Raw genomic sequence first — 11642 nt, 5'->3', positions numbered from 1 at the left:
GCCCGGGGCGCCGAGGCCGCGCGCGCCGGCCTGTCGCTCCGGCGCCACCGCAACCTCGTGCTCGGCGTGCCGGCGATCTTCATCTACCTGATCGCCGAGATCGGGGTGTCGAACCTGTTCATCAACTTCGTCTCGGAGCCCGAGATCGGCGACCTGACCCACGCCCAGGTGTCGCGCTACCTGTTCCTGCTCTGGGGCGGCATGATGGTCGGGCGCTTCGGCGGCAGCTACCTGATGCAGCGGCGCTCGGCCGAGACCGTGCTGGCCGGCGCGGCGGTCGGCGCCTGCGCGGTGATGCTGGTGGCAACCTTCGCCACCGGCCACCTCGCCCTGTGGGCGCTGATCTCGGTCGGCCTGTTCCACGCGATCATGTTCCCGACGATCTTCACCCTGGGGATCCGCGGCCTCGGCCCGCTCACCGAGGAGGGGGCCGGGCTGCTGATCATGGCGATCGCGGGCGGCTCGCTGGTGGTGGTGCAGGGCTGGGCGGCGGACCGGTTCGGCCTGCAGCGCTCCTTCCTGATCACCGCCGCCTGCGAACTCTACGTCCTGTTCTACGCCCTCTGGGGCTGCCGGACCGCCGCTGCCGCGCCGCGGCCGGCGGGCGCCTGAGCGGCGGCCGGACGGGGGAGCGCGCCGCCATGGACCCGCGGATCCGCATCCTCGACCGGCCCCGGCGCGACCGCCTCGGCGAGGGGCCGGTCTGGGTTCCGGAGCGGGGCGTGCTGTTCTGGGTCGACATCGAGGCCCCGGCCCTGAACTGGCTCGACCTCGCCGACGGCGCGGTGGGCACGCGCCCGTTCCCGGAACCGCTGGGCTGGATCCTCCCCCGCGCCGGCCGGCGCGACTTCGTCGTCGGGCTGAAGAGCGGCTTCGCGACCTACGACCTGGAGGCCGACCGCCTCGTGCCGATCGGCGATCCCGAGCCGGACCATCCGGACAACCGCCTGAACGACGCCAAGGTCGACGGCGCCGGCCGGATCTGGGCCGGCTCCATGCACCAGGCCGAGACGGCGGTCTCCGGTTCCCTGCACCGGCTCGATCCGGACCTGACCTGGCGGCGGATGGACACCCGCTACGGGGTCGCCAACGGGCCGACCTTCAGCCGCGACGGCCGGATCCTCTATCACAGCGACAGCGCCGCCCGGACGGTCTACGCCTTCGACCTCGCTGCGGACGGCGGGCTGACCGGCAAGCGGCCCTTCCTGCGCTTTCCGGACGATTGGGGCTGGCCCGACGGGATGACCACGGATGCCGAGGGCTGCCTCTGGATCGCCCATTGGGGCGGCGGGCGTCTCAGCCGGGTGGATCCGGAGGGACGCCTGATGCGGGCGATCCCGCTGCCCGCGCCCAACATCACGAGCTGCACCTTCGCGGGCGCCGGTCTCGACCGCCTGTTCGTCACCTCGGCCGCGCGGGGGGCCGAGCATGTGCCCGAGGCCGGCGCCCTCTTCGAACTCGATGTCGGCGTGGCCGGCCTGCCGCCCCGCCCCTTCGGAGGCTGATGGGCGCCCCTGTCCGGCGACGGTCTCCGCGCACCGCGGATCCCGTCGCGGGGATGCCGAGCCGTGCGTCCGGGGGGGCGGACGCGTCTTGCCCCGCGGCGGTCGGCGTCGGCCAAGACCCCGCCACGGTCGCGGGATCGTGTGGCGCTCTCACCCGGATGGGGGATGCGCGGCCGCCGGGCGGCCACTACGGTCGGTCTTCTCCGAGACGAGACCACCTCCAGCCCGCCCGGCCCGTGCCGCGGCGGGCTTCTTGTCGACCGCGGCGGAGCAGTCCTCGCGCATCGGGTCGGAGGCCGCGATCGGAACGATGCCCTAGCGCCGGATCGGCAGCCGGCAGACGGGGCGTCCGGAGGTGTCGCGCACGACCAGGCTCCAGAAGCGGCTGGGATCGGCGGCGCAGATCTCATCGGCCATCTCGGAGATGACGCTGCGCGCCTCGGCCAGGGCCTCCTCCAGGCTGCCGACCTCCACACCGTCCTCGTCGCGGATCGTCTCCTCGGCGTTCTCGACGTCGAAGTAGAAACGCTCTGGCACCGACCTCCCCCCTGCTGCCGCCCTGAGGCGGTCGTTCGGAATCTCTACGTAGTGCGGAACATGATGGGGTTAAGTCTTGGGCCGAATAAACCTTAATACATTTAAAACACCAATTAGTTTTGGGTTATCAAATGTCGATGAGATTTCGCGTCGTCGATGAACTATAGAAACGTCGAGCGTCGCCCCTGGCCCTTGTCCGGTGGCTCGGTGAGGCGGCGCTCCTGAGCGGGAGCCCGTGACATGTCGACCTCCGCCAATCCACCGACCGCGAGCGCCGAGACGGCCTCGCTCCGCAAAGCGAAACTGCGCGCGCATATCAAAAGCGTTCTGTCGACGATCCCGCGCCATCATACGAGCCTTGGCGGCGTGTCGATGCGGGCCTCGCGCTACGTCCTTAGAGGATGGTCCTGGGTCGCCCCTGCGGCATCGAACCCGCTTTTTACGTAGCAACGCCAGTCCAATGGGCGTGTTTCTTGAGGCGCCGCGGTCCGGCGCTTCCAACGGCGTCCCATGGCAGAGAACAAACCCCTCCGATCCCATATCCGCGGCGTGCTGCTCAGGTTGATCCAGACGCTGGGCCAGAGGGCCGGCTGACGGGGACAGCCCCGACCCGGCGGATCGGTGTCTTCCCGGTGCGGGACATCCCAGATTTCGTGCTCGTAAGACCGGTATTGTGCCGCTCGGAGCCACTTTCATCGTCGCGTCCGCAGCTTTATCTCCGATCGATACAGCTCTAGACGGGTTGTTCGAACGGGGCAGTGCCGCGCGGCTCCGGGCGGTCCGGGGCTCGAGGTGACGATGGGCCAGACGACGATCAAGGACGTCGCGCGACGGGCCGGCGTGAGCTTTCAGACGGTCTCGCTGGTTCTGAACCATCCCGAGAAGGTCGCCCGGACCACCCGCGAGACCATCGAAACGGCCATGCGCGACCTGGACTTCGTGCCGAGCCTCGCGGCCCGGTCCCTGCGCAAGAAGCCCAGCCGCAGCATCGCGTGCGTGTTCTCCATCGGAACACAGCCCGCCGACGCGGCGTCCGGCCTGATGGAGGAGACCCAGCAGGGCATCGTCCTGCAGACCTTCGCGCATGTCACCGACCAGCACGGCTACACGCTGGTCCACCGGTGCCGCCGCGGCGACGATCCGGATGGCCTGAGCCGGATCGCCGGTCTGGTCAGCGAGGCCCGGGTCGACGGGATGGTGGTGTTCGTCGACCGCCGGGACGACCCGCTGATCGCGCTGCTGCAGGCCAAGCGGTTCCCCTTCGTCGTGTTCGGCCTGGACGTGCCCGGCACGCATTTCGCCATGCGGGCCGAGCGCGAAGCGGTCCGCGACGCCGTCCGGCATCTGGTCCGGGCCGGGAGCCGGTCGATCTGCCTGTTCACGGGGGAACGCGACGGCCAGCGGCCGCGCGCCGTGACCGAACGGTTCCGCGGCTATCAGGACGCGCTCGCGGAGGCGGGGCTGCCGCTGCGCGAGGACCTCGTGGTTCCCTGCGACCGGACCTCCGAGGGCGGCCATCGCGCGACCCTCGCCCTGCTGGAGCGGTCGGAGACGCGGGCGGGCGGCCGGCCGGACGCCATCGTGGCGGCGAACGATCGGGTGGCGTTCGGCGTGCTGAAGGCGCTGCACGGGCGCGGCGTGCGCGTCCCCGAGGACATCCGCGTCGTCGGCTTCGACAACTTTACCCAGGGCGCCTACACGGTCCCGAGCCTGACCTCGGTGGACGGCCCGACCCTCGACATGGTCCGCTTCGCCTTCGCGACGCTGGTCGAGCTGATCGAGGGGACGCGGGCGCCGGACAACCTCGCCCAGAGGCTGTTTCCCACGCGCCTCGTCGTCCGGGAATCGACGGGATCCGGGGTGCCGGCCCGGCTCTGAACGGGTTTCCCGCGCGGCCGCCGGGTCTGCGGCTGGAGCCCGCGATCGGGGAAGCGCACGCGCGGAGGAGGCAGCGACGCGCCACAGTCTCATCCGGCGCGCCTCACTCCGCGGCGAGGATGGCCGACCCGGATTCCCCGTCCCGTCCGAACTGGGCCGCGTGCAGGCGGCTGTACGGGCCGCCGGCCGCGACCAGCGCCGCGTGCCGGCCCTCCTCGACCACCCCGGCCGCCCCGAGAACCACGATCCGGTCGGCGTCGCGGATGGTGGCGAGGCGGTGGGCGATCACCAGGGTCGTGCGCCCGCGGGCGAGTTCGGCCAGCGCCCGCTGGATTTCCCGCTCGGTCTCGGTGTCGAGCGCCGAGGTCGCCTCGTCGAGGATCAGGATCGGCGGGTTCCGGAGGAAGACGCGCGCGATGGCGATACGCTGCTTCTGGCCGCCCGACAGGCGCACGCCGCGCTCGCCCACCACCGTGTCGAGCCCCTCCGGCAGGTCGTCGATCAGGGCGCCGAGCCGCGCGCGCCGGGCGGCGGCGTCGATCTCGGCCTCGGTGGCGTCGAGGCGGCCGTAGGCGATGTTCTCCCGGATCGTGCCGGCGAACAGGAACACGTCCTGCTGCACGATGCCGATCTGGCGCCGCAGGCTTGCCAGCGTCAGGTCGCGGATGTCGATCCCGTCGATCGTGATCCGGCCGGCCTCGACCTCGTAGAACCGGGGCAGCAGGGCGCAGAGGGTCGTCTTCCCGACGCCCGAGGGTCCGACGAACGCCACCGTCTCGCCGGCCGCCACCGCGAGGTCGAGGCCGGTGAAGACCGGCCGGCCGGGGCCGTAGCCGAAGCCCACGCCCTCGAAGCGGATGTCGCCGCGCAGGGACGCCACCGCGCGGGCGTCCGGCCGGTCGGTGATGTCGGGCTCGGTGGCCAGCAAATCCTGGTAGCGGCGGAAGCCCGCGACCCCCTTGGGATAGGTCTCCACCACGGCGCCGATCTTCTCCAGCGGCCGGTAGAACACGCCGACCAGCAGCAGGAAGCCCACGAAGCCGCCGGGCGTCAGGTCGCCGCGGACCACGAAGGCGGCGCCGCCCAGCAGCACCGCGATCTGCACGAGGCGCAGGCCGAGGTAGTTGATCGACAGGCCCGCGGCCATCAGCCGGTAGGCCTCGAGCTTGGTGTCCCGGTAGCGGGCGTTGTCGCGGGCGAACAGGGCGCGCTCGTGCGTCTCGTTGGCGAAGGCCTGCACCACACGCATCCCGCCGACATTCTCCTCGATCCGGGCGTTGAAGGCCCCGACCCGGCCGTACTGGGCCTGCCAGTTGCGCGTCATGCGGCCGCCGTAGCGGAGGGATACGAAGGCGATGACCGGCAGGATCGCCCCGGTGAGCAGCGCCAGGGGCGCGTGCACCATGAGCATCAGCGCGAAGGCGCCGAGCAGCGTCATCACGGCGATGAACAGGTCCTCGGGTCCGTGATGGGCGACCTCGCCGATCTCCTCCAGGTCCTTGGTCACCCGGGCGACGAGGTGGCCGGTCTTCTGGCCGTCGTAGAAGCGGAACGAGAGCTTCTGCAGGTGATCGAAGGCCCGCGCCCGCATCGTGGTCTCGATGTTGATGCCGAGCACGTGGCCCCAGTAGGTGACCACCACCATCAGGCCGGCATTGGCGACGTAGATCAGCGCCAGGGCGGCGGCGGCGAGCAGGATCAGCCCCCAGTCCTGCCGGGGCAGGAGCGAGTCGATGAAGCCCTTCACGGCGACGGGGAAGCCGAGTTCCAGCAGGCCGGACAGCACCGCGCAGCTGAAATCGACCAGGAACAGAGTCCGGTACGGCCGGTAATAGGCGAGGAAGGCCTTCAGCATCGCGCGGCTCGGATCAACGGGGGGCGGCGCAGTCGACGGGGCAGAGCGTGCCGCAGGACGGCACCCCCGGCAGGCGGTGGCGCAGGCAGCAGACGCGCCGTCGCCGGCAGCCCGACGCCCCCGGGCAGAGCGCCTGCGCCAGGGGGCTGGTAGCGCAGCCCGGCCGGGCACGCCATCCGAGGCAGGCCGCGACGTCGTCACAGGCTGGGTCGGCGCCCGTCCCGTCTCGCCCGCAGCGGTCCGGACCGCCGAGTTCCCGGGCGACGTAGTCGAGGACCACGGCGGCGTTGCCCCACAGGACCCGGGGCGCGATCCCGTACCGGGCCTGGCACAGCTCCACGAAAGGACGCAGATGCGCCTCCACCAGCCCGGTGAGCCCGGGCGCCGGACAGGCGGCGCAGGGGGATCCCTCCGCCGGCAGGCGGAAGCGGCACGGGCGTCCCGCCGCGTCGAGTTCGAGGCTGACCGCGTCGAAGGCCAGCGGCAGCGGGCGCCCCAGGCGGACCAGGGCGGTCAGCGCCGGCGTCGCCAGGGCCGCGAGGTAGTACTGGCTCCAGTACGAGACCCGCACCCGCGGATCCGCCCTCTGGAAGTCGGCGCCGAAACCCGCCCCGAAGGCCGCGAGGGTCGCGTCGAACACCGCCGCGTCGCGCAGGGCACCGAGGGGCAGCGCGTCCGGGCCTCCGGGGCCGGCCGCGACGCCGTCGCGGTAGGCTGCGAGCGAATCGGGCACCCGGGCGGCGACCTGCGCGGCGATCCCGGCGCTCATCGCGCCGCCCCGTCGGCCTGCAGGGTCCGGCCCACCGCGACGGCGAGCCACGCCACCGCGGCGGCATAGAGCGGCAAGGTGGCGGCGAAGTAGCCGGGCCAGCCGATCCAGCCCGCGAGCGCCGGGGCGGCGACCCGCAGGGGCATGGCGGCGAAGAAGGCGGCTCCGAACAGCAGCGCGTAGTCGGTGGCCGGCTGCGGCCCCTGAGCCCAGCGATAGATCATGTTGAACACCGGCACCCCGAGGAAGCCGCCCGCGAAGAAGTTCAGGAGGGTGGCGGCGATCCCGAGCGCCGCCGACCCGCCCGCGCAGGCGATCGCCATCAGGCCCCCGGAGGCGAGGACGCCGAGCGCCCCCGCGGCGATCAGCCGGACGGTGCCGAACCGTGCCGCCAGCCCGCCCGCCGCCAGCGCCATGATCAAGTTGACCGCCGGCAGGACGGTGCCGGTCAGGAACCCGACCTGCGTCAGCGGCACGCCGAGATCGAGGAGCGCCAGGGTGGTGGGGCCGGCCAGCAGGTAGGAGGCGGCGAAATACGCGCCGAGCACCAGCACCCGCCCTCCCAGCAGGCGCAGCCGCGCCAGGGAGCCCGACCCTCGGTCCGGCTGGATCCCGGCCCCGCGTCGCCGCGCCTCCGGGTAGTCCAGGATCGGCAGCAGGCAGAGGAGGTCGAGGGCTGCGCAGGCCAGGACCGCACCGCGCCAGCCGAGGCCATCGTAGGAGCCGACCAGCACGCCGACCCCCAGGATGCCGCCCAGCGACGCGCCGCACAGCTTGGCGGAGGCCACGACGGTGCGCTGCGCCGCCGGCACGGTCTCGACCACCAGGGCCTCCAGGGCGATATCCATGGTCGCCACGCAGGCGCAGACGGCGATCGCCAGGGCGAGGAGTGCAGGCAGCGGCCAGAACTCGCCGAAGCTCAGGGCGATCAGGATGGCCACCGCCAGGGCCTGCGCGGCGGCGATCCAGCCGAGCCGATGGGTGAGGAGCGGCAGGCGGATCCGGTCGAGGACCGGCGCCCACAGGAAGGTCAGCCCGACCGGCAGGTTGATCAGCTGCAGCAGCCCGACCTCGGCCAGGTCCACGCCCCGCGCCCGCAGGATCAGGGGCGCCCCGCCGGACAGGAAGCCGAGCGTCGCCCCGAAGGTCACGTAGAGGCAGAAGAACGGTGCCAGGGGCCGCAGCCCGGCCAGGGCGTCGGCGAACCGGGCGCCGAGGGCGGGGCCGACGGATCCGGTCACCGCCACCCGGATCCTGCTTTAAGCATCACGACCGGCCAGGGGCTGCAGTTTATAATCACACTAATCTATTGAAAAGCCTCGATTTTTTCTCTTTAGAAGAGTCCGCGCCGGCGATCAAGCCGGCGCCCTCCCCCCGGGTGCGGATCGCCGAACGCAGCGTTAACCTTTCGTCAACCATACCCCGGACAGAGTTCCCCTCGGAGGGCTGAGCCATGACCCGACACCGGGATTTCGACGCGCTGAGCGAGGCGCAGATCGCCGCGGGGCGGACGCAGAAACGCTGGGTCGAACCGACGGCCGGGTTCCGTCCGGCCGCACCGCAGGCCGTGGCCGACCTGCTCGACACGATCCAGCACGTGGCCGAGGCCGCCACCGGCGAGCGCAGCTTCCTGCACCTGCGCCCGCAGGCTGGGCGGCCCCGCGGCCGCTGAGACGATCCATCCCACGGACCGGGCGCGTCGGCCCACTGGCAAGGGCCGATCGGTTCTGCAACAAGGCCGGCATGATCCGGCGTCCCGCCATCGAAGCCCCCTGCCCCCGCCCGTCGCCTGCCCGGTGCGGCGGCGCTCCATGAGCGCGGATGCGGGTCTCCGGCCGCGCCGAGTCCGCGACCTTCGGCGACGGCCCTGCCGAGCCGATCGTCGTGGCGGCGCTGGCTCCGCGGGGCGGGTGCGATGATCGCCGGTCCCGACTGACCGCCCATGGTGCCGCGCTTCCCGTTTCCCGCGTCCCTGCCCCTCTCGCTGACGACCCGCATCCTGCTGCTGGTCCTCCTCGCCCTCGCCCCGGCGCTGGCGATCCAGGGCTATAACGAGGTCGCCCTGCGGGCGAGCCGCGACGCGGCCGTGCAGGCCGAGGTCCGCGCCACCGCGCGGGACGTGGCGGAGGATTTCCAGCAGATCTCCGAGCGGATGGAGCAGGCCCTCGACCTGATGGCGGGGGCTTCCTCGGTGCAGGCGCGGGACGCCGCAGCCTGCTCCGCCTATCTGCGCCGCGCCGCCGCGCGGCTGCCGCACGTGCGTCTGATCGCTCTCACCGATTCCGAGGGCACCGTGATCTGCGACAGCGCCGGTTCGCCCGCGGGAGCCTATTCGAGCCGCAGCCGCGCCTATCTCCACCGCGCCCTGGAGCGGAGCGGCTATGCGGTGGGCGGCTACGCTTTCGGCCTCCAGACGAAGCGCCCCTCGATCCACTTCGCCCGGGCGGTCCACGGCGGTGACGCGGCGGGCGCCCCCACCGGCGTCCTCCTCGCCGCCGTCGATCTCGACTGGCTCTCCGATCACCTGGAGCAGGCGCTCCATCAGGTGGAGACGGCGATCACCGTCACGGACCGCGACGGTCTGATCATCGCCCGCCGCCCGGACGAGGCGTCCTGGATCGGCAAGCCGATCCCGCCCGCCCGGGTCGCCATGCTGGCGGCCCAGGGCGATGCCGTGCGCGTCGCCGGGGGGCTCGACGGCCGCCTGCGGGTCATCGCCACGGCGGCGCCGGACGGGCCGCTCGCCGGGGTGCGCGTGGTGGTCGGGCGCGACTATGCCGCCGCCTTCGCGGATATCGACGCCGCGACCCGCCGCGGGCTGGTGCTGATCGCCCTCGGGGCGGCGCTGGCGCTGGCCGCCGCCCTCGTGGCCGGGCGGGTATTCATCCGCCGCCCGGTCGACCGGCTCCTGCGCACTGCGGCGGCGTGGCAGGCGGGCGACCTCGCCGCCCGCACGGGCCTGCGCGGCGGAGCGGAGTTCGACCGGCTCGGGAGCAAGCTCGACGCCATGGCCGGCACGCTCCAGCGCAGCACCGCCGCGCTGCAGGCGGAGATCCAGCGCGGCCGTTCCCTGCAGGCGCGCCAGGGCACGATGCTGCACGAACTGAACCACCGGGTGAAGAACACCCTGGCCACCGTCCAGGCCCTCGCCCGCCAGTCCCGCGGCTCAGCGGACGTCCTGGAGGCGCGGATCCTGGCCTTGTCCAAGACCCACGACCTCCTGACCCGCGAGGACTGGAGCGGCGCCTCCCTGCGCGCGGTGCTGGAGAACGAACTCAGCCCCTATCGGACCGGTGTCGACCAGATCCGCCTGGACGGTCCGGACCTGTCGCTGAGCCCCCGGGAGGTCCTGGCCCTCGGCATGACGATCCACGAGCTGACCACCAACGCTGCCAAGTACGGCGCCCTCTCGGTCCAGGCGGGGCGCGTCCGGATCGCGTGGTCGCTCGCGGCGGGCGCGCGGCGCCTGCAGCTCACGTGGCAGGAGAGCAACGGCCCGCCGGTGCAGGCGCCGACCCGGGTCGGCTTCGGGACGCGCCTGATCACCGGCGGCGTGCGGCACGAACTCGCCGGCACCGTCGATCTCGCCTTCGAGGCCGGTGGCCTGCGGTGTCGGCTCGACGTGCCTCTGGAGCCGGGTCCCGCCGCGATGCTGACGCCGACGCACTGAGCGGGCCTCACCCGGGCGGTGGTCGTGCCCGGGAAAAAATGCCTGTTGATCAATGGCTTACGGGGAGACGTGTCTGGCGCGCTTCCGCGGGACCGAGGGGCCTGACGGAGAGACGGACCCGGCGGCGCACTCTTCACCTGACGCGGGAGAGTTGCACTGCATCACTCTGACAGAGAACAGAAAACCGTCTTAGTTCCGGTGTCAGGCTTCGGTGCGCGCCACCTCCCGGACGTCCCGCTTCACCTGGCGCCACGTCCGCCAGGGCTCCAGGTTCGAGAGGGCCATCCGGCGCGCGCCCATCCAGCCGAGTCCGAGGGCCAGGACCAGGAACGGTGCGGCGACGATCAGCGCTGCCGGCGCCTCGGAGCCGAACGGGAGGGCCAGCAGCTTCACCACGGCGTCGAGCCCGAGGAAGAAGGTGACGATCAGGAGCACCGGGATCGTGCCGAGGATGGCGATCAGCGACACCAACGCCCGGAGGTTGCCGTCGACTTCCGTCCGCGCCAGCGTCAGCAGCGCCTCGACATGCACCGTCCCCTCCCGCAGGGCGGCGATCAGAAGGGCGAGGGTTCCGTCTTGGCTCTGACGCATCGGCGCGGTGGTCCTCTGAGCCGTTTCCGGCCGGCCCGGGCCAACGGGGCCGGCCGTCGAAGCGTTCCGCAGCGAGCCGCTCATAGCATCAGCACCGCCGCGCCGAGGACCAGCACCGTGGCGAGGCCGGCGAGGAGAACGGCCCGGCCGGCATCGGTCGGGTTGTCCGGAGCCGGCCCTGGCACAGGGGGTCGAAGCGGGGCGGGGGGTGTCGCGGCCGAGACTGCGCCGTGACCTGTGTCCGCCGGCCGGACCGGTGCCGCTGCGCCGGGGGGCGACGCCGGAAGCGTGACCGGGACCGGCACCGGCCGGTCCGTCGGCGGTCCGAAGGCTTCGGGCTCGACGCTGACGCCCGCCGCCTCGAGCTCCAGCATCACCAGGACCAGGGCATCGACATCCATGCGCTCCACCGGGAGCGCGGCCCGCAGGTCGTCCGCGGTGAGCGCCCCTCGGGTCCGGCCCACGGCGATCAGCCGGTCCAGCGTCCCGCGATCCAGGGTCTGCGCCATGCCTCGCCTCCAGGACGGCCTCCGGGCCGTCCATCGAGAACGCGCCAGAGCGGCCGCGGTTACGGGAGGCGGGTGGGGGCCTAGGTGTTCAGTCCCGAGGTGAGATGGGTTGGGTCGTATCTGAACCGGCCTGGGTCGTCTGCCCAGGCTCGGCAGGTCGCTTCGTATGGCGTGAGGCCGCGTAGGGTCTTGAGCCGCCGGGCGAAGTTGTAGGCATCCAGGAAAGCGGCGAGGTGTTCCCGCAGTTGGTCGTGGCTGTCGTAGTGGTAGCGCTTGACGGTCGCGTCCTTGAGGGTCCGGTTCATGCGCTCGACCTGGCCATTGGTCC

General features: G+C 72.4%; 13 protein-coding genes. 6 read left to right on the top strand and 7 right to left on the bottom strand.

The features are described from left to right. Together AC1DXK_RS28050 and AC1DXK_RS28045 are read left to right on the top strand one after the other, a co-directional pair. Positions 1-612, top strand: a 612-nt coding sequence (locus AC1DXK_RS28050; protein ID WP_477299528.1) for an MFS transporter, incomplete at its 5' end; no start/stop codon positions are given. Positions 613-641: 29 nt separating this feature from the next. Then, entirely contained in the window at positions 642-1505 is an 864-nt protein-coding gene (locus tag AC1DXK_RS28045) for an SMP-30/gluconolactonase/LRE family protein (protein WP_477299527.1), read from the top strand. A gap of 315 nt (positions 1506-1820) precedes the next feature. On the opposite strand, the gene AC1DXK_RS28040 is transcribed toward AC1DXK_RS28045, so the two are convergent. Beyond that, entirely contained in the window at positions 1821-2042 is a 222-nt protein-coding gene (locus AC1DXK_RS28040; RefSeq protein WP_457108672.1) for a DUF6894 family protein, read from the bottom strand. 240 nt (positions 2043-2282) lie between these two features. Here AC1DXK_RS28040 and AC1DXK_RS28035 point away from each other — a divergent pair, with 240 nt between their 5' ends. Then, complete coding sequence (locus AC1DXK_RS28035) at positions 2283-2489, top strand: hypothetical protein (RefSeq protein WP_477299526.1); 207 nt, start codon at positions 2283-2285, stop codon at positions 2487-2489. A 351-nt stretch (positions 2490-2840) separates the two neighbouring features. Further along, positions 2841-3920, top strand: a complete 1080-nt coding sequence (locus AC1DXK_RS28030; protein ID WP_477299525.1) for a LacI family DNA-binding transcriptional regulator — start codon at positions 2841-2843, stop codon at positions 3918-3920. Positions 3921-4023: 103 nt separating this feature from the next. Here AC1DXK_RS28030 and AC1DXK_RS28025 read toward each other — a convergent pair whose 3' ends face one another. Genes AC1DXK_RS28025 through AC1DXK_RS28015 form a run of 3 tightly spaced genes read right to left on the bottom strand, consistent with a single transcriptional unit; the run spans position 4024 to position 7785 of the window. Beyond that, complete coding sequence (locus tag AC1DXK_RS28025) at positions 4024-5775, bottom strand: ABC transporter ATP-binding protein (RefSeq protein ID WP_477299524.1); 1752 nt, start codon at positions 5773-5775, stop codon at positions 4024-4026. A 13-nt stretch (positions 5776-5788) separates the two neighbouring features. Continuing rightward, positions 5789-6544: a siderophore-iron reductase FhuF gene (gene fhuF / locus AC1DXK_RS28020; protein WP_477299523.1), complete on the bottom strand. Its 756-nt coding sequence runs from the start codon at positions 6542-6544 to the stop codon at positions 5789-5791. After that, complete coding sequence (locus AC1DXK_RS28015) at positions 6541-7785, bottom strand: MFS transporter (protein ID WP_477299522.1); 1245 nt, start codon at positions 7783-7785, stop codon at positions 6541-6543. The genes fhuF and AC1DXK_RS28015 overlap by 4 nt, the downstream gene beginning before the upstream one ends. A gap of 212 nt (positions 7786-7997) precedes the next feature. On the opposite strand from AC1DXK_RS28015, the gene AC1DXK_RS28010 reads away from it, so the two are divergent. Both AC1DXK_RS28010 and AC1DXK_RS28005 read left to right on the top strand, forming a co-directional pair. Beyond that, positions 7998-8216, top strand: coding sequence for a hypothetical protein (locus AC1DXK_RS28010; protein ID WP_457108667.1), 219 nt, complete (start codon positions 7998-8000; stop codon positions 8214-8216). A 270-nt stretch (positions 8217-8486) separates the two neighbouring features. Continuing rightward, positions 8487-10214 carry an HWE histidine kinase domain-containing protein gene (locus AC1DXK_RS28005; protein ID WP_477299521.1) on the top strand — a complete coding sequence of 576 codons (1728 nt, stop codon included), beginning with the start codon at positions 8487-8489 and terminating at the stop codon, positions 10212-10214. Positions 10215-10415: 201 nt separating this feature from the next. On the opposite strand, the gene AC1DXK_RS28000 is transcribed toward AC1DXK_RS28005, so the two are convergent. The 3 genes from AC1DXK_RS28000 to AC1DXK_RS27990 all read right to left on the bottom strand — a co-directional run. Further along, a complete protein-coding gene (locus AC1DXK_RS28000; RefSeq protein ID WP_457108665.1) occupies positions 10416-10805 on the bottom strand; it encodes a phage holin family protein in 390 nt (129 codons plus the stop codon). A gap of 80 nt (positions 10806-10885) precedes the next feature. Then, positions 10886-11314, bottom strand: coding sequence for an RNA polymerase sigma factor region1.1 domain-containing protein (locus tag AC1DXK_RS27995; protein WP_477299520.1), 429 nt, complete (start codon positions 11312-11314; stop codon positions 10886-10888). Between the two features lie 80 nt (positions 11315-11394). Beyond that, positions 11395-11642: integrase core domain-containing protein (locus tag AC1DXK_RS27990; protein WP_456686759.1), on the bottom strand; the 248-nt coding region annotated here is incomplete at its 5' end.

The sequence above is a fragment of the Methylobacterium sp. P3_A11 genome, from assembly GCF_056403155.1.
The sequence above is the reverse complement of the archived record's forward strand: the minus strand, read 5'-3'. Positions and strand labels throughout refer to the sequence as shown.